At 71.1% G+C, this 23,924-nt stretch carries 7 protein-coding genes; 1 reads left to right on the forward strand and 6 read right to left on the reverse strand.

The features are described from left to right. Nucleotides 1-83: 83 nt before the first annotated feature. Nucleotides 84-743 (forward strand): response regulator transcription factor, encoded by a 660-nt coding sequence (locus tag IU476_RS07995; RefSeq protein WP_195098270.1) that lies wholly within the window; start codon nt 84-86, stop codon nt 741-743. A 14-nt stretch (nt 744-757) separates the two neighbouring features. Here the strand turns inward: IU476_RS07995 and IU476_RS08000 are convergent, their stop codons facing one another. The 6 genes from IU476_RS08000 to IU476_RS08025 form a co-directional block, all read right to left on the reverse strand. Further along, entirely contained in the window at nt 758-1,048 is a 291-nt protein-coding gene (locus tag IU476_RS08000; RefSeq protein ID WP_195098272.1) for a hypothetical protein, read from the reverse strand. 27 nt (nt 1,049-1,075) lie between these two features. Beyond that, the gene (locus IU476_RS08005; protein WP_195098274.1) at nt 1,076-1,351 is read right to left on the reverse strand and encodes a hypothetical protein; all 276 of its coding nucleotides are present in this window, start codon (nt 1,349-1,351) and stop codon (nt 1,076-1,078) included. Between the two features lie 30 nt (nt 1,352-1,381). Then, nucleotides 1,382-20,608 (reverse strand): WXG100-like domain-containing protein, encoded by a 19,227-nt coding sequence (locus tag IU476_RS08010; RefSeq protein WP_195098275.1) that lies wholly within the window; start codon nt 20,606-20,608, stop codon nt 1,382-1,384. 17 nt (nt 20,609-20,625) lie between these two features. Beyond that, nucleotides 20,626-21,105, reverse strand: coding sequence for a YbaB/EbfC family DNA-binding protein (locus tag IU476_RS08015; RefSeq protein ID WP_324193927.1), 480 nt, complete (start codon nt 21,103-21,105; stop codon nt 20,626-20,628). A gap of 13 nt (nt 21,106-21,118) precedes the next feature. Continuing rightward, nucleotides 21,119-21,424 (reverse strand): hypothetical protein, encoded by a 306-nt coding sequence (locus tag IU476_RS08020; RefSeq protein WP_195098276.1) that lies wholly within the window; start codon nt 21,422-21,424, stop codon nt 21,119-21,121. Nucleotides 21,425-21,568: 144 nt separating this feature from the next. Further along, nucleotides 21,569-23,881 carry a serine/threonine-protein kinase gene (locus IU476_RS08025; RefSeq protein ID WP_195098277.1) on the reverse strand — a complete coding sequence of 771 codons (2,313 nt, stop codon included), beginning with the start codon at nt 23,879-23,881 and terminating at the stop codon, nt 21,569-21,571. Between the last annotated feature and the right edge of the window lie 43 nt (nt 23,882-23,924).

Consider the following 23,924-nt stretch of genomic DNA (forward strand, 5'->3'; position numbering starts at 1 on the left):
CGTTCGCCGGCCGCCCACGGCGCGCGCGGTCGTCCCGCGGCGAACGGCTGCGGTGGCACGCGGCGGTTTGCGAGGATCGTTTCGTGAGGCTCGCGGTGGTCGAAGACGATGAGGGCGTCGGGGATGCACTGGTCGAAGCACTCCAGGCACGTGGGCACGAGGCCGAACGCATGCGACGCGGAGCGGATCTGCTGCTGGCCCACCGCGGTTACGACGCGATCGTCCTGGACCTCGGCCTACCCGATATGGACGGTCTGCTGGTGCTGCGGCAGCTGCGGCGCGTCAGCGCGGTTCCGGTGGTGATTCTCACCGCGCGGGGCGACGAGCGGTCCATCGTGCGCGGATTGCACGCGGGCGCCGACGACTACCTGGTCAAGCCGCCACGCATCGCGGAACTGGTCGCCCGGCTCGAGGTCGTCACCCGGCGCACGGGCGGGCGTGCCGCGCCGGGTCCCGAGGTCGTGGCGTCGCGGGACGTGCGCGTCGACCTGCGGGCGCGCGAGGTGACGGTGGCGGGCACGCCGGTCGCGCTGACGAACAAGGAATTCGAACTGCTGCGCGTGCTGGTGGAGAATCCGGGTTCGGCGGTGAGCCGTCAGCAGTTGATGGATCGCATCTGGGGCGATGCCTTCCTGGCGGTGTCGCGGGCGCTGGACGTGCACATGGCCGCGCTGCGCGCCAAACTCGACCGGCCCGGATTGATCACCACCATTCGCGGGCACGGATACCGCTGGGAGACTTGAACGATCCGAGTAGGTCAGTCGCCGGATTTCCTTGCGTCACGGCGATATTCGTCGACCATGCGCTCCATGCGGGCGCGGCGGGCGGCCGAGTTCGATCCGTCCAGCTGCCCGGCGAAGGCTTGCCGCGCCGCGGCGACCAGAGCCTCCGAGCCGTCCGGATAGGCGCGCGCGATATCCCACAGGGCGGACTCGGTGTCGGAGTCCAAGCCGGTATCCGACGACAGGCCGCCGCCGCTGCGGACCGAGGCGAGTTCCTCTTCGAAATTGCTCCGCAGTTCGTCCTCGGTGGGGTGATTCAGGCGCACGGTGACTCCTCGGGATGCGGGTGGGACTCAGCCACGACGGCCGAAACGTTCGAGTTTGCGAGCCAGGGCGGCTTGGCGGGCGGCGGCGTGGGAACCGTCCAATTGGGCGGCGAAAGCGCGACGCGCGGCGGCGACCAATTCGTCGTCGATATCGGGATGCGCGTCGGCGATGGCCCACAGGGCCTCCTCGGTCTCGGTGTCGAGACCGCTCTCCGATGTCAGTCCGCCGCCGGTGCGGACCGACTCCAGTTCCCGCTCGAAATTGCGGCGCAGTTCGTCCTCGGACGGACGGTCCTCACGCATCGTCACTCCTAGGGTTGTCGTCTCGGGCCGTCATCGGGCGAAGATACGCTCGCGGCGGTTCGGGTCGGCGCAGACGTCCCGGATCAGCAGGCCCACGTCGTGGTCCGGCGGGACGGTCCGGTAGCGCAGGTCGCAGGCGACCGCACCCGCAATGGTGACGGCGAACCGATTCTGCTTGGCCCCCAAGGCTTCCCACACGACCGCCACACCCACCGACTCCAAATCTATGAGCCGCTCCCCCACCCGCAACGCCAACCCATCCACGCCGCGATAGAACACCAGCGGAATGCCGTCCAACTCCCCGAACACCCCACCCGGCACCTGCATCCCCTGCCCCACCGGCTGCAACCGCCCCGTCCGCGGATCGAACTGCGCAAACTCCCCGAACCCACCATAAGACTGCACCAAAATCAGCGCATTCGCCGGCTTCGGCGCGCTGGTGAACATCGCCCGCCGCTTACCGTTCCGCTGAACGGCCGCGGGCGCACCAGGCACCCCAGGTGGCCCGGGCGGCATCATCGGCGTCCCGGAACCAGGCGCGGATTGCCCCGAAACCTGCTGCGCTGCATCGCTTCCAGGACCATCAGCCATGCCGGGCGGCGACGTCAGCTGCCCGGCTTCACCAGATCCACTCGGCGGCACCGGAACGCCGGGCGGTATCGGAACATCCGGCGGCCAGGTCGTCGGTGGCACCGGAGCGCCCGGAAGCCAAGGCGCACCGGGCAACTGGGGTAGCCACGGCTGGCCGGGCGGCGCTGGTTGTCCTGGAGGTAGCGGCTGGCCGGGAACCTGGGGAGGTCCGGGTTGCCCAGGCGACTGCGGCAGCCAAGGCTGACCCGGCTGCCCTGGTTGCTGTGGGGGCCAAGGCTGTTCAGGCAGGTCGGGCGGCGAGGATTGACCCGGAGGTTGAGCCGGCTGCGGCTGCCCCGGTGGCCAAGTTTGGCCCGGGGGCTGCGGCGGCAAGGGTTCACCCGGCGGCTGCGGAGTCTCCGGTGGACCCGGCGGCTGCGGAGGCCAAGGCTGGCCCGGTAGTTCAGGCGGCCAAGGTTGGCCCGGAGGTTGAGGTGGCTGCGGCTGCCCCGGTGGCCGAGGTTGGCCCGGGGGCTGGGGCGGCAATGGTTGTCCGGGTGGCTGTGGCTGGTCAGGTGGCTGCGGCGGCTCGGGGTGGCCGGGCGGCTGGGGAGGCCAAGGCACGCCAGGTGGTTGGGGAGGCCAAGGCTCACCAGGGGGTTGTGGCGGCCGAGGTTGGTTGGGCGGCTCGGGGTGGCTCGGGGGTTGGGGTGGCCAGGGTTGGCCCGGGGGTTGGGGTGGCCACGGATTGCCCGGTGGGTGTGGGGGCAGGGGTGGGTGGGGCGGATGTGGGGGCCATGGAGGTGTGGGTGGGTGCGGAGGTTGGGGTGGCCGTGGGGGTTCCGGGGTTTGCGGGGGTTCCGGGGTTTGGGGTGGTTGTGGCGGCCGCGGCGTATGCGGCGGCTGCGGGGGTTCCGGGATTTGGGGTGGCTTCGGTGGCCGCGGCGTCGGCGGCTGGGGTGGGTGCGGGGGCCGCGGCGGGTTGGGAGGCTGCGGCGGGCGCGGGGGGTTCGGGGGCTGTGGTGGGTGCGGAGGGTTCGTGGGTTCGGGCTTTTCGGGCGGGGTCGGGGGTAGCCAGGGGCCCTGGTCTACCGGGGCGTTCGGCTCGACGTCGGGCAGTTCGAAGTCGTACTGGTGCGGAGGGTGCGGGATGTGCGAGCGCAGGACGGGGCCTCGACGCCTCGGACCACCTTCGTCGGGCTCGGTGCCACGGTTCCGGCCGTCTCCGCCGGGCGGCGTACCGCCGTCATCACCGCCCGCCGTCCGAGCACGGTCGCCACCTTCACCGTTATCGTCTCCGCGCGAGGACCGACGCGTCCCGTCCTCACTCGTCGACGACCGCGTCCCCTCACCCATCGACGACGCACTGGACCCCTCACCACGATCACCAGGCGGCGTATGCGACGTGTCTCCGCTCGACGGCGTACCGTTTTCCTCTGCGCCACTAGGCTTTCCACGCGACCTATCACCACTCGACGACGCACCAGTCGCCTCACCATCACCAGGCGGCGTACGCGGATGGTCGTCCGACGGTGTATCGGTTGCGTCGACGCCGTCAGTCGATGGGTTGGGGGGAACGCCGGCTTCGAGTTGGTCGAAGCGGGCCCGCATTTGTTGTTGTAGGGCGTCGAGGTGTTGGAGGAGGCGTTGGTGGTCGCGTTCTGCTTCGGACAGGTTGCGTTGGAGGGCCTCGTCCAAGGCGCGTAGTTCGCGGGCGACTACCTCTCGGGGGCCTTCTGGGTCATGTTGTCTCGCAGGGGATGTGGAGCCGTCACTTGGCGTCGGGCCTGGGTTCTGGCCTTCTGTTGAAGGCGAGGGGGTGTGCGAGTCGTCGTCCCAGCGGGCCTCAAGTTCGTCGAAGCGCGCATGCATCTGCGCCTCCAACTCCGCGAGATGTGCGAGCAGCCTCTGATGTTCGCGCTCTGCCTCGGCGGCGTTGCGTCGGAATGCCTCGTCGAGGGCGCGGAGTTCGCGGTCGACTATCTCCTGCGGGGTACCCGGAACCTCCTGCTTCCCAACCGGTCTCGACTGTGCATCGGCCGGAGGAGCCGACCCTTCCCCCGCTTCCAATGCGTCGAAGCGGGCGTGCATTTGCGCCTCCAGCTCGGCGAGGTGCTGGAGTAGATTCTGGTGTTCGCGGTCGGCCTCGGCTGCGTGGTGCCGCAACGCCTCGTCCAAGGCCCGCAGCTCGCGCTCGACCACAGCGCTGGGGCCGTTCTCCTCGCCACGGGGCAGCGCGCCGCCGGAGCCGCCCGGACCGCGTGGCGGCGTATCGGGAAGTGCGTTCGCTCCGGAACCGTTGTCGCCGTTCTGCATTCGCAGCGTTTGTGAGGGCGGGGCGTAGGGGATTTCGGCGCGCCAGTCGGTGCGGGGTGGGCGGTTGGCGTCCCAGTGCAGGCCGTCCTTCGCGGCGACGTAGGAATTCGCCTCGTGCCATGTGGCGCCCTCGTTCACCGCGAGGAACCGCGATTCCGCGAGCGCGTCACGCAGCAGCAGGATGTCCGACGGGAGGGGCTCGCCCGCCACCAGCCGGTTCCAGGCCTCGGCGACGTCGGCGACCGCGTCGAGGCAGCGGCGGGTCAGCTGCCGGGTGTCGGGGTCGAGCACCAGGTGCAGGTCACGCATCAGGTGGTCCTTGATCTGCACCAGTTCGTCGCGGCCGAGATCGGGGACGTCGACGCGCATGTGCGGGGCCAGCACGTCCGCGATGGCCTCGGGGTCGCCGTCGTCGAGCAGCAGATCGCGGATGTCGGCGACGGTGCCGCGCATAAGCTCCGGGTCCGCGCCGTCGAACCGATCCGCCAATTCGTCTGCGACACGGTTGATCTCGTCGTCGATGCGCAGCAGTTGCGCGTCGACGTCCCCACGCGGGTCGATTCCGCGATGTCCGTCGACCAGCTGCGTGCGCACCTCGTCCACGACGTCGCGGGCGGCGGCCGCGCGCTGCTCGCGGCGGTGCCGGTCCAGCCCCTCGGCAATGCGATCGACATCGGTGTCGGCGTCGTCGGCGCGATACCGGGCGTATTCCCGGTCGGCCCACTGCTGCACCCGCGCCCACTCCTGCTCGCGCGCCAGCTGCTGACGCACGAAACCGGGATCGACCTCGCCGTTGTCGTCGGTCAGCGCACCGGGATCGATCTCGCGGACCATCGGCTGCGCCTCGGACGGCTTAGCCCGGAACCAGTAGTGCCCCTTGAAACCCGGCTTGATCCGGCCGGGGTGGTCGGGGTCGTTGTACCAGGTGAACCCGGACAGCTTCGCGGTCTCCAGAATGATCCGCATGGTGTTGTAGACGACGCCGGAGTACGGCACCTCGTAGGTGGGGATGCCCGGGTCCCCGGGTTCCCCGCCGGGGATGCGCGGCAGCAGTTCCTCCGGAATCGCACCGGCCGGGTGGTCCACGAACGGCGCTTCGATCGCGGCCTGCGCGGGGTCGACCGCCCAGCCGCTGACGCCCTCGGGCAGGTCGCGCGGCTTGAACTTCTTCGGCACGGTCGGCGCGGTGCCACCGGTGTGAATGTCCGGCTTGGCGGGGTTGACCGGTCGCCACGCGCCGTGCTCGGGCCGCCACAGGGTGACGTCCACGCGACGCCCGCCCTGCCAGCCGGTGCTGAACCTGCGCACGTCCGGGCCCATCAGGTTGCGGACCTCGACGTGGTCGGCGCGGTCGGCGGTGACCCGGCGGTACTCGACCGTGGTCTCGGGTCGCGTCATGGCCTGCGCCACCGCGGCGCTGTGGTCGAGCACGTGGGCGAGAGCGTCGTCGTAGTGTTGCCGCGACGACGAACCGAGCGCGTCGCGCGCGCCGAGCACGATGATCCGCGACCGATCCGGCCCCTCGACCAGTCCGACGGTGTCGGTGATCATCCGGCCGCCGGCGTCCTCGACCTGCCGCCGCCAGACGCCGGCGAGGCGGGCCATCTCGTCCTGCAACCGCCCGATCTTGTTGTGCGCCAAGTTCGTATCGTGTGCGGCGTCGCGCAGCGCAGCTATCTCGGCGGCACGGTCCGGGTGGTCCGCCCGCAGTCGATCGAGGGTGTCCGGCAGGCCGTCGTGGGCGAGTTCGTCCTCCCGGACCGTGCCGTTCTCGTCGACAAGTCCGAGACGCTGGGCAAGATCGTCCCGCATGCCGCGCCGGGGTTTGATCCGCAACAGTTCCTCGGCCCGCTCTCGTGCCAGCCGGTCGAGTTCGTCGGCGACCTCCCGGGTCGGCGGCCGGTCCACCGCGCCGCTGTTGCCCAGTTCGCGGATCCGGTGATCGGTGAGCCGCAGCCGGTCCTGGAGCCGGAAGACCTCCTGGGCGGCCGCCACCACCTTGGCAAGGGTTTCGCGGCGGTATTCGATGTCGAGCGGTTCGGCGGACCGGTCGAAGTGCCCCTCGGCGTCCTCCCCGAACGGTTCGACGTCGACGTGCCGGATGACAGCGTCGCCGTAGCGCATGAGCACCTCGTGCGCCAGCCGCGCACGGTCGCCGCGAGCAGCGAGCAGGCGTTCGCCATCGGGAACCCGGGCGAGCCGGTCCTCCAGCTTCACCCGCCAGAACTCCAACTCCCGCACCAGTTCCCGGCGTTCCTGCATGAGCCGGTCGTATTCGGCATTCGCCCATCGGTCCGCAGGGTCCTGGGTGGAGTCGCCGGGGTCGTCCGGGGACATCGGCGTCGGGGGGTCGGCAGGAGGCTGCTTCGATCCGCCGCCGCCTTGGGGGTCGGTGGTGGGTGTGGCGGGGTCGGGGGCGTTGTTGTCGGGGTGGGCGGTGCCGGGTGGCTGGTCGTCGGTGCCGCGTGGCCAGAGCGGCTGGTCGTCGATTTCGCCGAACAGGCGGAAGCGGGCGGGCGGGTCCTGTTTCAGCGCGGACAGAATGTCGTCCACCTCGTCGAGGCGGGCGGCGGCGGCGTTGTAGTCGCGCGCGGCCTGTGCCAGGCGCTCGACGCGGCGGCCCCACTCGTCGACCTCGGTGGCCGCGACGGCGCGGTTGTACAGCGCGTCGATCGTCTCGTCGAGTGGCCGTAGGTGAGGCCGGTTCGGGTCCGGGCGCGGCGCCAGTTCCGCTTCGTCCACGCGCATGCCGCGCAGTGCGGAGGCGCGGGCGGCCCTGGCTTCCTCGAGCGCCCGCACGGCCTCGGCCCGTTCGGCGGTGAAGCGCTCGATTTCCGCCTGCCGGCGAGCGGAGGCCTCGGCATCCATTGCCCGCCAGTACTTCTCGGCGAGGTCGGTCAGTCGCGCGCGATCACGCTCGGCATGCGGACCGGTGATCCGATCGAGTGCGTCACCCAACCGCTCGGGACGCAGGTCCCGAGGCGGGATGCCGTACGCCTCACTCAGTTCGCGCAATTGCGCGGCCACGCGATCCGGTGGGTCAGCAGCGGATTCCGGGCCGCGCGCATCGTCGGCACCGCGTCCATGCGCTTCGGCATTGCTCTCCCCCAACGGATTCCGGGACGCATCACCGCTCCGCGCCGCCTCACCCGTGAGCACAGCGTGCAGCACCCGCGCGGGCTCGGAAGCGTTGCGGCCGTTGAGGGTCACCTCGAGGAACGCGTCCGCGAGCGCTTCACCCGGGTCGAGGACGCCGCGATCGAAGCTGTACCCGCTGAGCTGGTTCACCCAGTCGAGGTACCCGGCGGCGTCACCGTCCGGCCGCGTGGCCTGGTAGTGGGCCAGCAGCGCGTCCTCGGCCACATCCCGCGCGCGCTTGCCGCCGGCGTAGTCGAGCGCGTGCCCGAGTTCGTGCACGATCGTGGCGTACACCGGCCGATCCGCGACCCCGCGCGGCGAATGCCCGCTGGTCTCGGCGCGCTGCTTGGCGGCGCGGAATTCCTCCGGATGCGTCGCCAGATGCCGGTCCAGCGTGATGGATTCGGCATAGTAGGTGCCGTCGGCACGCTTGCGCCAGACGGCCTGCCCGTGCCGGTCCCCGTCCAACGGCGCGATGTCGACACGCCGCAGATCGATTTCCGGGTGCGCGGTGAGCATTTCGTCTACCGCGCGGGCGAACTCGCGCACGGTGGCCACGTCGACGTCGCCGTCGAAGCCGTGGATCTCCAAACCGGGGTGCTGGAACTGCAATTCGAGCAGGACACCGTCGCGATCCAGTCGCGCCCACTTGTCGTCGACCGGGACCTGCCGGTTGTCCGGAGCGGAATCGGCGGCGGGTTCCGGATGAGCTTCGTGGCGCTGCACCGAAACGCCGTTGTGCTCCCGGGTATTTCGATCCAACAGCGGCGGTGCGGCCGCAGCGTCAGCACCACGGTCTTCGTCCCCGGGCAGTCCCCGACGCCCGGAACCATCGTCGCCAAGACTGCCCTGCTCGGGCGCACGAGCGCCGGAACCTTCTGCACCGGAACCGTTTTCCGCACCCGAGCGACGCCAACCGAGCCGATCCGCGAGCTGCCGCAGCGGCCCGCCTCGCTCGGCTTGCGGACGCAACTCCGCCGACCCGTCCGCCAGCAACGCCGCGATCCGATTCACCAATTTCCGGTGGTCACTGTCCGACATGCCGCCCAGGTGCCGCGCGAGAATGTCGGTGAAGTCTCCCCGGGTGCCCGGCTCCGGCAGTCGCCAGTTGCCGACCCCGTCTCGTTCGAGCCGGACCGTCATCTGAATGCCGTCGACATCGAACGGCACGATGTTGTGATCCGCGCGATCCCGGTTCGGGATCCCCACCTCCGCGGCGAGCGGAATCCGGCGCATGACCAGCTGCCGCGCGACATGCGCCGGATGCGGTGGTCCGATGGACGGATCGGACGCGGCGAGCCGGAAGCCCTCCTGGAGGAAGTCCCCGCCGAAGTGGCCGGGCCGCTCCCGATAGCGCGGACGCCACCCGGAGTTGTCGAGGTAGTGCCGGGTGTGGAACGCCGCGTCACCCAACTGCCGCAGCCACGCGTCGTAGCCGAGCCGGGTCCGTCCCTCGCTGCGGTACCTCAGATAGTGGTCGAGCAGTTGCGCCTGCGCCTCGGTATTGCTCGGCTTCCGGTACACGCCTTCGGCTTCCGCGGCGTCGACGTGGCGGATGTGCGGCTGCCCGTCGGCGCCCATTTCGACCGTCCGGTAGTCGATTCGATGCGAGCCGTCCCAGAGCGCATCGGCGAATTCCGGTCTGGCGGCGGCCAATTCGTCGAGCGCGTCGATATGGCCGCCGGGATCGGCGATCACCACGAGAACTTCGCGCGGATCGTCGTAGCTCCCGGTCCGGTGCCGCGCGGTGTTGGCGGTCATCACCTCGCCGCCGGGTCGATGTGCGGCGATCCCCTCGAGCATCCGCCGCGCCGCCGCGGCCGTCTGCGCCGCTTCCTCGGCAGAGGCCGGTTGCTTTGCCGGAGCGTGGTTTTCGTGGTTCTCGGGCGCGGTCATATCGCGCGGCGCCTGCCCCCAGTGCAGGCGCGGTTCGTCGCCGGCCGCGCGAGCGACGTCGAATATGGTCTCCGCTGCGGCGAGACCGACCTTGTCGATATGGTTGCGCACCGCTTTCACGCCGGCCTCGTACGCGGCACGTTCGGGCGGCGGCGCGTCGGCGGTGCGCGCCGCGGCTCGCGCGGCTTTCCGGTAGGCCTTGTCGTAGGCATCGGTGTACGCGCGTTCCGCTGGGCCGACCGGGACGCCCCGGCCCGTCTCACGCAGCATCCGGAGGGTCTCGATCTCGACGACGAAGCTGCGTGCCGCCATATTGTGCCGCTGCGGAGTGTCGACGTCGATACGGCCCAGCGACGGCGGAGCGCTCGGCGGGTAACCGTTCGCCCGGTCCCAAGCCGCCGCGTGGAATTCGGCGAAGTTCTTCTCGGCGAACGTCTTCTGGTCCGGCCACGGCCCCTCGGCGGCCAGATGGTCGCGCACCGCGCGGACCCCGACGCGGTGGGCCGCTGCTCGATGATCCGCTTCTGCCGCAGCGTTTTTCGGGTACGCCTTCGCGGTGGTTCGCAGAGCCTCGTTGTGCGCCTTGCGATACACCGACTCGACGCGATCCATACCGATGCGCTGCCGGATCCGGGTTTCCATCTCGTAGGTGTCGGAGCCGGTCGCGTCCATCCGGTCGAGCGCGGCCGCGGCGTATGCCTCGGCCGAGCGGTCCAGCATCGCCGCGACGTACTCGTCCCGCGTCATGGTGAGGATGTCGACGGGTCCGGCCTCGCCGCGCAGCCCGTCCACCAGCACCGCGGTGCGGACCAGTTCGGCGATCCGGTCGTGGGCGTCGTGGCCGTACATGCCGGTGTCCGTGGTGAGCAGAAGCGTGTTCGTCGCCGGGTCGTATCCGGTGGCGGGACCGCGGCGGTCCCACCGCGAATCTCCGGTCGGATGCCCGTTCGACTCGACCATCGCGCGGCTGTGCGGGCTGAGCCTGATATCGACACCGTGCCGCTCGAGGACGGCGGCCGCCCAACGCGTCAACGGACCCTTCGCGCGAGCCGACCGCAGCAGCTCGTCGACCACCGGCGCGCCGCCCGTGTCGAGGGCCGCCCGCGCCCGCTCCGACAGTCGGGCGTAGGTCTGCTGCGGGTCACCCGGACGATGCCATACCTCCGACTTGCCCTGCCGCGCAGCATGGTTCGGTTCATCTACGCGAGTCGTCGGTTCGGGGGCAACGCGTACGACGCCGGTGTCGTCGACGGCGACGCGGACCAGATCCGCAGGCTGTCCTTCGGTGAGCAGCGCGTCGGCGCGACCTGCCTCTGCCGCAAGGGTTTTCAGCACATCGCGACCGACGTGATCCGCGATGGCCTGGTGAATCAGCGCGCGGTCGGCATGCGCTTGCACGAGCCGGCCGGTCACATTGATCAGCAGGGCCTGGGTCGGCGATCCGGGCTGGAACATCCCCTTGTCGTGCAGCAGCTGCACGACTACGTCCGGGTCGCTCGGAGCGTCCTGGTGGCGGCCGTCGGCACCGTGCACCCACGCACGCTCCCAGTCGGCCTCGAGCTGACGCAATCGCCTTGTGGCAGCGGCATGTTCGCGTACGAGCTGCCGCAGCCGCCGTGCGGATTCGGGTGTGGGCGGCACATGTTCCGGCATGCCGTCCACGACGTCGCGGCGCTGCGCCGCGTCCCATTCCCGGCCGTGGACCTCCCGGTAACTGCCGTCGTGCGTCGGGTAGTTCGGGGAGTCGAAGCGGCCGTCGGCCAGCAGGGCGTCGGTGCCGGCGCGGCGACCGACCTCGCGCAATTGCTGTTCGGACAGGCCCGGTTGCCGCTGCCGGGCGGCGTCGACGGCGCTGTCGTAGGCGTCGAGGTACACCGCGCGCAGCGCGCGGTCGTGGGCGGCGTCCACGACGTCGTAGGAGCTGTCCCCGAGATTGCGCGCCGACCGGCGCTCGGTGTCGTATCCGGCGTCCGACGCCTCCCGCAGGAACTCGGCCTCACGCCCGAAGGCGGCGGCCTCGGCGCGCACCCGGGCGGCGACGAATTCGCCGCGGTCGGTGGCGCGGATCCGCTCGGGTGTCACCTCCACGTCACCGGCCAGGACCGACTCCGCCAGCGCGCCCGCGCGCACCACCGCCGCCGCCTGCGACAGGCGGTGCCGGCCGGTGTCGCCGACGGTCACATCCATGGTGCGGCCGTTGAAGGTGTCGCCCTCGCCCTCGAAGCGGACGCCCGCCCCGGCATCCCGCAGCGTCGCCAGGGCTTCCCTGCCGATACTGTTGCGGGCCAGCACATCCCAGACCTGCGAGGTCGCCTCGTCCGGTGCGCGGCTCGACCAACCCTCGGGTTGGGTGTCTTCGCCGTAGACGGCCCGGCGCACTTCTTCCTGCACCTGCCGGAGTCCGCGGGCCGACTCCTGCTGCGGTAGTGGGCCTTCCGCTGCGTCTACACCGGACTCGCCCTGCTCAGAGAGGTTCTCGGGGGACGTTGCGTCGACACCTTCGGCTCGGTCCGCACCGCTGTCTGCGACACGATCCGGCGTGGCTGCGGCGCTGATCGCCCCGGACGGCTCCCCCGGGGCAGACCGCTCGCCCTGAACCCCAGCGCCCGACTTCTCGCGCGGCGGTTCACTCGGCGCACCAACGGGCGGCTCTTGTTCCGGACCGGAACCCTCGGCGACGAAACGCACGGCGCGGGCGTCGTTCAGGGTGCCCTGGATGAGGACCTGGGCGAAATTCGGCTCGAAGTCCAGGATGGGCTTGAACTTCCAGGTGGCGCCGTCCGGCGGGAGGCCGGTGCGCCATTCCAGGATGATGCCGTCGCCGTGGGCGAAGACCTTGGCGGCGTCGACATCTCGCGTCCACGAGGTGGAGTCGCTCACGTCGCTCTTGTTCCAGATGTGGTCCTCGGCCGAGACATCCTGGTCGCCACGGGGTTTCGCGGTGCCGTTGCGCGCGTGTTCGTAGGCGGGGTTGGTCGTGCCGTCCGCGAGGAGCCTCGGGATGCCGCGATAGAGCGGGGTGCCGCCCTCGGGGAGGTTGCCTTCGTGCAGGACGTCGCCGTCGCGCTCGCCCGCGGGCACCTCCGGACTGTCCGCGTGGTCGGTGCCGGGAGCGACATCGCGGGCGGGCAGCGGCGAGTCGCCGGACAGGCTCTCGAGCAGCAACCGGTCATAGATGAAACGTGCTGGCTCGCTGGCATTCTCGCCATTGATCTCCACGTCGACGAAGGCTTCGGCGATGGCCTCGCGCTCGTGTAGCGTGTCGTCCGGGGTGACCGTGCCGTCGGGATTCTCGATCCCGTTGAAGCTGCGGTCGCTCAATTGCCCCAGCCAGGCCGGGAAGTCGCTCATCGGCCGGTCGGGATGAGTCTGCGCGAAGTGCCGGAACAGCTGGTATTCGAGGTCGTCGCCGGCGCGGAGTTGGCCGGCGTAATCCAGCGCGTGACCGAACTCGTGCACCATCACGGCGTACACGGGATCGCGCTCGACGCCGCGCCGGAACCAGTCGATATCCACCGCCTGCGCGATCTTGTCGCGGAAGGCCGCCGCGTCCCCGGCGTAGCGGCGGTTGAAGGTGATGGACTCGGTGACCAGGCGACCGGTCTCGGGGTCGATCCCGCGGCGCGCCTTGGCCATCGGGTTGATGTCGCCGATGCCGACGCGGCGCAGATCGATCTGCCGGTAGGTGCCGAGCATCGCGTCGGTCGCGCGGGCGATATCGCGCACGATCTCGGGATCGACGCCCTCCGAGTCGAACCCGAACACTTCCAGGCCGTATCGCCGCGACAGTTCGTCGGCGATCTCGGACGGGATGAGGTTCGACCATTCGTCGCCCTCGGACCGGTGCTCGGGATCCGTTGGCACCTCGGTGGTGTCGCCGTCGGGTGCGGGCCGCTTGTCGGCGGCATCGGGCTGCCGGTCCTCGCCGCCGGGTGGGACATCGACGTCATCCGACTTACCGACGCCCGGATCTGTTGTGCCCGAGTGGTTCTCGTTCGGTAGTCGGTGCGCACCGCCGCCGGGCCGGTCAGGCTCGGGACGGCCGGGGTCGGCCGGGGTCGGGTCTGGTGGTTCGTCGCCGCGGCCGTCGGACCCGTCCCCGAACAGCTCGCGCCGCAGCTGCGCGAGGTGGTCCTGCAGGCGCTGGAAATCCTCGGCGATCTCCTGTTCGTGGCGGCGGAACTCGGCCTCGATCGCCGCCATGCGGTCGCGGTGCGCCTGCTCCTGCCGTGCGGTGTCGGCGTTCTCGTCGGGTTGCCGGGGCTGCTCCCCGAACAGCTCGCGGCGGACGTCCTCGAGCCGGTTCACCAGGTGCGCGAGTTCGTCCGCGGCACGGCCGGCATTGCGCAGGAACGCGTCGTTCAGCGCCGCCAGTTCGCGCTGCAGCGTGGATTCGATCGCCCTGTCGGACAGCTCTTGTCGCAGTCGGCGGATGTGCTCCATCAACTCGTCGTGCTGCCGCTGCGCCTGCTCGGCATTGCGGCGCATCGACTCGTCCAGCTCGGCGGTTTCGCGCCGCGTCGTCTCCTCGATCGCACGGTCCGACAGGTCCTGCCGCAGTCGGCGAATGCGTTCCATCAACTCGTCGTGCTGCCGTTGGGCCTGCTCGGCATTGCGGCGCATCGACTCGTCCAGTTCGGCGAGGGCACGCTGTGCCGCCGACTCCGGGTGCGGGGACTCCGAACGCGGCCCCTCGGCATTCGCGTCGCTCGGTTCGTCCGTAGTGCCCAGCAGCTCCTGCCGCGCGTTATTCAGTGCGTCGTCGAGCCGCGCGAATTCCTCGGCACCCGCGCCTGTCTCGCGCGGAAGCGGTTCGCCCGGGGCGGCCTCCGACAGCTCTCGACGCAGCTGCTCAATACGATCCATCAACTCGTCGTGCTGCTGCTGTGCCTCCTCGGCGCGCCGACGCATCGACTCGTCCAACTCGGCCAGTTCGCGTCGCACGGCATCCGGGCGCGACGACTCGGCACCCGACTCTTCCTGCGCGGCAACGGCCTTCGCATGCTCATCGGCGTCGGCCGCCGCAGGCTCGGAAGGTTCTTCCCGCCTCGGATTCTCAGCTTTCGGCGATTCACCGCCCTTGGGCTCATCGCTGTCGACACCGGTACGAGGCGGCGCAGGCGTTTCCCCCTGCGGCCCAGCCGATTCCGGTGGCGTCCCACCGGCCGGAGCCGGTCCGGGCGGCGTTTCGGCAGGCCCGTCCCCCGAGCCCACGGGCGGATCGGCGACCGGCAGACCACGGTCCGCGTGCGCCAATCGGTCTGCGAGAGCGGCCAAGCGGTTGATCTGCTCCTGGCGCTGACGTACCTCGTCGCGGAGTTCGTCGGCCGCCGCGTCCAGGTCCGCCGGACCCTCGTGTTTGTCGATGCGCCCGTCGCGGTAGGCCTCGTACACCTTGACGAACGACGGGTCGCTGGGATCGGGCAGGTCGACGCCGACGAGCCGAGACCAGTCGGCGCCCGGCCGCGGCCGCAGCCGCGGATCGTTGTCCGGATTCGGCGGCGCGCCAGGGCCGTCCGCGTCGGTGCGGGCCGCCGCGTCCGCCACCGCCCGGCAGAAGTCCAGCGGGTCACCGGATCGCAGCGCCTCTTCGACCAGACCGCGCAACGCGGGCAGCGCGTCGGTGTCGTGCACGGGCGCCTCGGCGTCGGCGACCCGCGGATCGGCGGCGCGATCACCGCGCGGCACTTCCGAATACGGGTCGATGTCGATCAGCGCGGCCGCGTACTCGGCGAGCGCGTCCCGCACGCGCTGGTGCTCGCCCATCCGCTGCAACTGGCGAATCGTCTTGCGCAGCCGCTCCGGATCCAGCCCGCTGGAGTCGCCGTTGCGGACCTTGCGGCGGGCGCCGCTGTCCGCGTCGGTGCGGTAGGTGTCCGGATAGAGCTTGGTCTCCGGGTGCGGCTCGCCGGCCGGGTGCGTGCGCTCGTCGTATCCGGAGTCCAGGCGTTCCGCGAGCCGGCGGCGGGCGGCGTCCACCGCGTCGGCGTCGCCGCTCCGCAGTTGCTTCGCGTAGGCGGTGAGCGCCTCGAACTGCTGGCGGGCCAGTGCCTTTCGGACCTTCGGGTCGGTGATCCGGTCGGCCAGCGTGTCCGCCGTGAGTTCCGCCTCCGACAACCCGAGCAGCTGCGCGAGCGGCGCGCGCTTCTGCTGCAGGAGATTGAAGGTCTGGATGTCGTTCATCGACCGCGCGTAGTCGGTGAGCGCCTCGATCTGCCCGGCGCGCACCGCGTTCTGCAGTTTCAGGTCGCGAATCAGTTGCGGCCCTTGATCGGGATCGAGCAGCCGCAGCACGTCGGCCGGGCCGAGCCCGAGATCCCTTGCCGCGGCGACTAGTTCGCGCAGCGCTTCCTCGGGTGTCAGCGGCGGCGTGAGATCGACTGCGTCGCCGTCGGTTCCGTGGGTCGAGTCGGCATCCACCGTGTGCGGCACCGGCCGCCAGGGGCGCTCGGCGGGCTGGACCGGTTCTCCGTCGGCGCCGGTGTGCGGGGCCTCCGGATCACGCACCATCGTGACGACCAGCTCGCGGCCGTCGACCGTGGTGCGGATGTGCCGCACCTCGGGCGTACCGGCGGGATCCAGGAAGAGTTCGCCGGACGGATCCTGCCGCACCTGCCGGTAGTCGGCCACCACCTCGCCGTCGGCGAACTGCCGGGCCAGTTCCGCGTCACCGGCGAGCACGTCGGCCAGCACCTCGTCGCGCCCGCGCGGCCCGTCGACGACGACCAGCCGATCGGGTTGGCCGTCGCCGACAGGAACTCGGGCGCACTGCGGATCGAGCTGTTCACCGACGGGCGGCGGGTCCGCCGGAGGCAGGCGATCGGCCGCGGCCGCCGCGAACTCGGCGAGCCGCTCGGCCCGGGCGACATTGTCGGCGCGCAGCCGATCCAGGGTCTCGGCGATGTGCCGCGGGTCGACCTCGTCGAAGCCGCGGCCGAACATCTGTGCCCACGTGGACAATTCGTCGCGGAGCTGGTCGCGTCGCAGCGCGTGCTCGAAGTACGCGGGCAGGCCGGTGTCGCGGCCCAGTTCCGGATTCTCGCCGACGTGGCCCCACTGCGGCAGGGGGTCCGCGCCATTGCCGACCGGTTCGGCCGTGAGCAGACCCGGGTCGCCGTTGCGGGCGGCGATCAGCTCGAGCAGGAAGTGGCCCATCGGGTCGTCGTCGAACAGGCTGCGCGGCACCTCGCCCTTCGGGACCGGAGTGGCGTTGCCCGCGGAGCCGTCCGCGTCCCCGTCCTCGAGTTCCAGGCGCGGCGTGCCGTCGTCGTCGCGCCAGCGGTACGGGGTCTCGACCTCCTCGGTGTACCGCCGGACCACGTCCGCGAGGCCCTCGATCGCCGACGTCTCCCGCAGGCAGCGGTACGCCTCTTCCTCGAGGACGCGGCGGATGGTCTCGGGACTGTCGTCGGGAAGCGAAATGCCCAGTCGCTCCGCCATTTCCGCGAGGGTTTCGTCCGCGGGCGGCGGGCCGTCGGGTGGCTGCGGGGGCTCTTCGGCGGGCGGCGATACCGGTTCGTCGCCGCGGTCGTCCGACACCCGCTGCAAGTCCACGGCCTCGTCGAAGGTGATCAGGTCGCGGTTCTGGAGGTCGCCGATGATCCGGTCGCGGACCTCCGCGTCGCCGGTCTGGTCGAAGACTTCGCGGAACGCGGCCCGGGCCTCGTCCGGGGAGAGCAGGCCGAGGCGGGCCATGTCGCCGACGACGCGGCGGCGCAGTTCCGGATCGTCCGCGACGCCCAGCAGGGCGTCGAGATCCCGCTTCGCCTCCTCCTGGGTGAGCCGGCCGCGCTCCAGCTCGCCGACGATGTTCTCGTGGGTGAGCGCCGGATCGCCCTCGGTGACCTCGGGCCGGTACTCGTTGCCGTCGGAGTCGAACAGCGGCACGTGTTCACCGGCCTGGATCGCCATCCGCGCCGACAACCGGCCCAGGATCGGCAGGTGCTCGCGGTTCAGCCAGGCGAGCGCGCCCTCTTTGAAGATGCGGGCGACCGGCAGGCTGCCGTCACCGCCGCCGTCGTCGGCGGGCCTGGCGACCGGGCCGTCCGGCGGCGGGTGCGCGGGCGCCTGGTGGGGCGGCGGGTCGACCAGGTCGGGGGCGTGCACGACGCCGTCCCGGACCGCGGCCTGCCCCTTGGAATCGAGACCGGACCCGGAGGGGTACTTGGGCAGATCCTGGTCGAAGCCGCGATTGAACACCTTGCGCAGGCGGTCCCAGGCGCGGCGGAGGGCGCCCTTCTCCGGAGGTGCGTCGTCGGTGCGGGCCGGTGAGCCGTCGGGCGAGTCGGGTGTGACGGGTTTCCACCCGCCCGCCCCGTCGGGCACGACCGTCAGCGGGACTTCCTCGCCGTCGATCTCCACGACGATCTCGCGCGCGCCTTCGGGCATCTCGACCGACGTGGGCTCGAGGGTATCGGAATCGCCTGTGCCCGTGGGGTCCTCGGTTTTTCCGGTGCCGTCGGGATCGTGACTGCCGCCCGCTCCGTTGTCGCCCGGGTCGCCGGGCGGCCCGGCGGGCGGACGCGGCGGACTCGACGGCGGTTCCTTGCCGCCCCCGCCCCCACGCGCCGGAACCTGGCGCGGTGCCGATTCCCCGCTGCCCACCGCCACCGGGGCGACGAAAGGCGCGGAACCGTCGGAACCACCGGCCTGCCCATCGGCGTCGCTCCCATCACGAGAACCTCTCGCGCCGTTCGCTTCCTGCCCATTGGACGCCGCTCGCACACCCGGCTGCTGTTCACCACGCGGTGCGGGGGCGGCGGCCCCGGCACGCCGCTCGGAACTGGTTGTCTCCGAACGGTTCTCGTTCCCCGCGCGAGACTGCTCTCCGCCAGCCCCTGGCCGGTCACCGCCTCGCGTTTGCTCACCGGTACGCGAGTCGTCCCCAGCTCGCGATTGCGCACCGGTACGTGACTCGTCTCCAGTCCGCGATTGCTCACCGGCACGCGACTGGTCTCCGGCACGCGACTGCTCACCAGCGCGTGGTTGTTCTCCACCGGTGCGCGTCTGCTCACCGCCCGCGCGACCGTCGCCGACACGGCCGTCGGTACCGGGGCGCGACCCGGCAGCCGACGCGCGGGACTGGTCCGTGCCGTCGCCCGCCACCCGCACATCGCTGGCCCTCGGCGTCGTGGAAGACGCACCGGTGCTGGAATTTTGGCCGCTGCCTGTAGCAGGAGTGGCACCGGATCCCGGAGCCACCGGGGCCGAACCGGCCGCCGCCGGGCCTGTGGCTCCGACCAACGGCGTGGCACCGTTTCCGGCCGGATCGGCAACGCCTTTCCCACCGTCCGTCTCGCCCTTCGACGCACCGCCGTCGGCACTCGAACCGTCGCCGACCTGTGGTGCCGCGCCCGCCCGAGGCTCATGCGAACCCCCAGCCTTACCAGCATCGCCCGAGGTTCCGGCCTCGCCCGGTGTGCCGGTCTTGCCGGAGGTGTCAGCCTTGTTCGAGGTTCCGGAGTCACCGGTGTGATCGGTCGAACCCCCCTCGCCCGGAGTGGACTCGCCCCGCGGCTGCGCACTACCGGCCTGGGCACCCTGGGGACCCGCGTCACCCGCCCTACCCGAATCCGAAGCTCCGGACTCGCCGGGCGAACTCCCCTGGCTTGCAGGGGCTTCGCCTTGGTTCGACGGACCGGCGGATTGGTCCGTACCCGGTGAGGTGTCGCCGCCTTCGCCACCCGGCTCGGCCTTTCCGGTGCTCGCGCCCGGGGTGCCGGGCGCGGCATTGCCGTCGGAGTTCTGCTGTCCCGCGCCGGTATCGGCACCGGCGTTCTCCGGAGCTGAGCCCTGTCCGTCGCTTTCGGGCGGCGCACCGGCAGCTGCCGGTTGCACCGGATCACCGGTCTTCGGAGCGCCTGTGCCTTGCGAATCGCCGGGTTGCTGTGTGCCTCCGCCGGTTCCGTCGGAATCCCCGGACGTACCAGCACCCTGCGAGCCACCGGTTCCTTCCGGCGCACCAGCGCCCTGCGGGCCACCCGTTCCTCCCGGCGCACCAGCGCCCGACGGGCTACCCGTTCCCTCCGGCTCACCAGCGCCCTGCGGGCTACCGTCACCCTCGGGACTTCCGGGTGCAGTAGAACCCGAATTCCCCGCGTCGCCTTGCGGATTCGACCCGCCCGGGGATGCGCCGTTGCCTGGTGTGCCACCGGACGCGCCGCCGGATGCCCCCTGCACATTCGACTCTCCGCTACCGTTCTGGCCGCCCGGGGCGTTTCCGGCGCGGCCCGAGCCGGGGTCGGCGGAGGAGCTGCCGTCGCCGCCGCCGGGGGCGCCGCCTGTGCCGCGGTTGGCGCCCGACATCTCGTCGAAGAGGTTGTTCATCCGGGTGCCGAAGCCCGGACGGTTGGCCAGGTCGGGGTTGCGGCTCTGCCAGAAGTGCGTGGCGCCGGCCTTGTTCGCGCCGCTGAGGGCGCCGTTGGAGGCGCCCGCGGTGAACATCAGCGGATCGATCCCGGCGGCCTTGGCGTTCTCCCAGGCCTTGTCGAAGCCGTATTTGTAAGTGTCGATGGCCATTTGGGTGCCGGTGGCGGCCACGTAGCCCGCGCCCGCGCCGACCAGGCCCGCGCCGGTGCCGGTGAGCGCGCCGCTGAGTACCTTGCCGCCCAACGAATCCCCGAGTTTGCGGCCCAGCGCGTGCCCGAGCTTGTCGCCCAGCGGACCGGCCGCCGCGCCGCCCGCCGCGGAACTGACCGTCGTGACCGCGACCTGCTCCCAGTTGATGTCCTTCCGGTGCCCCTTGTCCACCTGGTAGGCCTGGATACCGAGCTCCTGCAAAGTGCCCAGCGCGGTGTCGATGGCGACGTGCTTGGCGAGGAACTTCAAGGTCGCGGACGAGATCAGCTTGCTGACGATCCGCCGCACCGCCTGCTGCAACCCCTGACTGAGGAGCCGCAGCCCGATGCGGGTGCCGGCGATGGCCGCGGCCTCCACCGCGGGCGCGGTCGGCGGGAAGATCCACGCGGCCGCGATCTCCGCGGCCAGCAACCCCAGCGACGTGATGAACATCAGCTGGGTGTATTCGATCTCGGTGCCCACGCTGTCGGCCGTCTCGGCCACCGCGTCGAAATGCTTGGCGAGCTGCTCCAGCGAGGCCTCGCCGTGCAGCAGCTGGTCGAAGGCCTTGGTGATCTTCTCGATCCCCTCGCCCTGCGGATAGGCGGCCAGCGACGCCGCCTTGGCGTCCTCGATGTCGGCCAGGATGTCGCGCAGGTCGGCGGCCGCGGTACGCCACGGCTTGCCGACACCGTTCCACATCCGGTCCGGGTCGCCGTCGGGCCATTCGGAGCCGGCCACCCACTCCAGCCAGGCGAGCCAGCCGGGTAGCTCAGCCATCGCCGCCTACTTCGAGGTCACCAGCTGGAATCGGTGACACCGCGACCACGCTTGCCCGCCGGTGGCGCGGACTCGCCCTCGCTCAGTCGCTCGGCCGCACCCGGCGGCGCGGTGGAAACCGCAGGGGGCGGCGGTATTTCGGCGCTGAGGTCGGGCATCCCCTCGATCAGGTCGGTCAGCTTCGGCAGCCGCGCGCGCTGATCGTGCAGCGGCATCAGCAGTTCCTGGCTCTTGCGCGCCGCCTCGGCCGCCGCCTGCTGGGCCGCGTCGGTGAACGCCTTGGCCAGTTCCGTGGACGTCAGTTCCTCGTAACCCGGTGCGAGCCTGGTCTCGATGACGGTGCCGTCGGCGTTCACGGTGACCGTCACGCGTTTCCGCACGGTCGCGCTGGCCATCAACTGCGTGCGCTCGCGCTGCAATCGGGCGATGGTGTGCAGCTGCTCGCGGACGCCGTCGAGGACGGCCGCCATCTCGGCCTTGGCATGTTCGTTCGTCACGTGGCGTCCCTGGTCAGTGCATTCCGCGGCCGTTGGCGTGGTCCTGACCCTTCAGCTTCTCGGCCGCGTCGCGCTGGCCCTGGGAGAACTCGCCGAACGTGGTCTGGAAGTTGCCGCCGTTCTCGTACAGGTTCTTCTTCGTTGCGCCGTAACCGTTCTCGCCGTTGTAGAACTGCGCGCCGATCTTGTCGTTGCCCCACGGCGTGCCCGGGTCCAGCGAGGCGGTCAGGGTGTCCAGAACGCCCTTGATCTTGTCGCGGACATCCGCGGTCTTGTTGGCCGCGGCACGGAACCGGTCGGGGTCGAGCTCAACCGTCATCGTCATTCCCTCCACGTTCTGCCGGCCGCGCCCGCCCATGCGCGACGCCGTGCACTTCTGCACGATGACAGCCGCGGGGAAATCGTCTGTTGCCCGCACGTGAACGGCAGACACCCCAGCGGGTGAACGGGATTCGGCGCCCGGCTACCAGAGCGACTGCGGCCGGATCCGGTTGGCGAGGTCGACGAGGGCATAACGGTGCAGCCGGCGCGGCGAGGTGCGCGCGGCGGTACGCAGCACTGCTTCGAGCCCCTCGCTCAGGCCCGCCTCGGTGCAGGGCACGCCCAGGATCGTCGCGTCGGCGGGCTCCGGGCGGCCGCCGGCCCGCAGCCAGGCCAGCGCCGCGCCGAGCACCACCGCCTGCATCTGCACCCGGCGCGGATCGTCGCGCAGCGTCGCCAGCCGGGCCTCGGCTTCGCGCAGATCCGCCTGGGTCAGCTCCTCGGGCGGCCGAGAGACCAGCAGCAGGCAGGCGGTGAGCCGGGCCGCGTTGTGGTGCCGCGACACCTCGGGCACCTGCTGCAACGTGGCCACCGCGGCCGCGGCGTCACCGTCGGCGACCTGCCGCCGGGCCAGGCCGAATGCCGCGCTGGCCAGGCCCCGGTCGACCCGCCACACCGCGCGGTAGTACTCGGCCGCCGCCTGCCGCCAGCGCGCGCAGCCGGGGTCGGCGTCGTGCTGGACCAGCAGTTCGGCGGTGGCGGCCAAGGCCAGCTGCGGCGCCACCTCGCCCGGTACCGTGCCGTGGACCAGCTCGAAATGCGCGTAGGCCCGCTCGAATTCGTGGTCGCCGAGGTCGGCGATGCCGCGGTACCAGTCGATCCGCCAGTCCGCGGGATGCCGGGGCCGCAGCCGGTCCAGCTCGGCTCGCGCCGAATCCACTTCGCGCAGATCGAGATACGCGCGCACCGCCGCCAGCGACTCCTCCAGGTCGGCCGTCGGCGAGGCGGGTAGCGTTCCCGCGTTCACGTTGTCGCGGTGCAGCCGCAGGGTTTCCAGGGCCTGGCCGGGATCGCCGTGCAGCAGCGGGGACAGCAGTTCGGCACTGGGGTCGTCGGCGTCGATCAGCGGGACCGGAAGGGCGGCAAGCACACTCGACGCCTGCAACGCAGGCGGCCGATGCCGTCCGTCGATGATGCCGTCGGTCTGTCGCAGCAGCGTGGTCACCCCGAAATCGCCGCGCGGCGCCCCGAACACGGTCGACACCTGCGGATACCCGCGATCGTGGTCCTCGGCGAGCACCGCCCGCAGCACGCCGCCGAGCTGGCGGTACATCGCGAAGGTCGTCGGAAACCGCTGTGCGGGATCGAGATCGGTGGCCCGGCGCAGCAGCCGCGCGAAGGTGGGATAGCGGCGCAGCACCGGCTCCTGCTCCGGCGTGGGCAGACCCGGCAGCTTGCGGCCTCGCCGGTCGGTGGGCAGTTCCAGCGTGAGGGCGGCCAGCGTGCGGCCGACGGTATAGATGTCGGAGGCCACGGTGGGCCCGGTCCGGGTGTACTCGGGCGCCTGGTAACCCGCTGTGCCGTACAGGTTTCCGCCGGATTCCCGGGCCGCCACGGCACCGAGGTCGATGAGCTTCACCTCGTCGGCGGTCACCATGATGTTGTCGGGCTTGAGATCGTTGTAGGCCAGGCCGCACGAGTGCAGGTAGTCCAGCGCCGGCAGGATCTCCATCACGTAGACGATGGCCTCGGCGACCGGAAGCCGTTCGGGCGCACGCTGATCGAGCATCGTCTTGAGCGAACTGCCGCCGATATACTCCATCACGATGTAGCCGCAGGCGATGTTGTCGACGGTGCGGTGGGTGACGAAGTTGAAGATCTTCACGATCGCGGGATGCGCCATCTCCGAGAGGAATTGGCGTTCGGCCAGCGCTACCACGTTGGCCTCGAAGTCCATCGGGTTCTGCAGGCCCTTCAGCACCACCCAGCGCCCGCTGACGTTGCGGTCGCGGGCCAGGTAGATCCAGCCCAGACCGCCGTAGGCCAGGCAGCCGCGGATCTCGTACTGGTCGGCGACCACATCGCCCGGATTCAGCAGCGGCCGGAAGTTGAACGGCGAGTCGCAGTGCGCGCAGGCGCCGGCCGAGCGGGCCCGCGCGGTGCCGTCCGAGCGCCCGACCGGTTTCCAGCACTTCCAGCAGAACCGCTTGTCCTCGGGCACCTCGGGATCGGCCAGGATCGCGGTGTCCGGATCGGTCGAGGTGGTTTCCGGCAGGGTGACCAATCCCGCGCCGAGCCGCCGCACACTGGGCCGGGAGCGCACTCCCGAGCGGCCCGAGCCGGGTTCGGCGTCGATCGGATCGTCGGGGCCCTCGCCCGCCGAATACCAGAACGCCGCCTCGGTCGCCTCGACGCGGCGGGTGGGCCAATTGCTGGTCAGGTCGGTGTCCGGCAGCTGCCACGGCGCCCGCCCGGAGGCGCGGCGACGGCCGGATACAGAGGCATCGTCCGGCATTGCGACCTCTCAGACCTACGGCTTCGTCCTGCTGGCCCGCAAA

The organism is Nocardia blacklockiae (assembly GCF_015477355.1).
Classification (GTDB): domain Bacteria; phylum Actinomycetota; class Actinomycetes; order Mycobacteriales; family Mycobacteriaceae; genus Nocardia; species Nocardia blacklockiae.

Bases quoted from the DNA above. Each gene is read 5' to 3' on its own strand.
- IU476_RS08005 (WP_195098274.1), bottom strand. From the start codon at position 1,351: ATGCGTGAGGACCGTCCGTCCGAGGACGAACTGCGCCGCAATTTCGAG.
- IU476_RS08010 (WP_195098275.1), bottom strand. From the start codon at position 20,608: ATGGCTGAGCTACCCGGCTGGCTCGCCTGGCTGGAGTGGGTGGCCGGC.
- IU476_RS08020 (WP_195098276.1), bottom strand. From the start codon at position 21,424: ATGACGGTTGAGCTCGACCCCGACCGGTTCCGTGCCGCGGCCAACAAG.
- IU476_RS08025 (WP_195098277.1), bottom strand. From the start codon at position 23,881: ATGCCGGACGATGCCTCTGTATCCGGCCGTCGCCGCGCCTCCGGGCGG.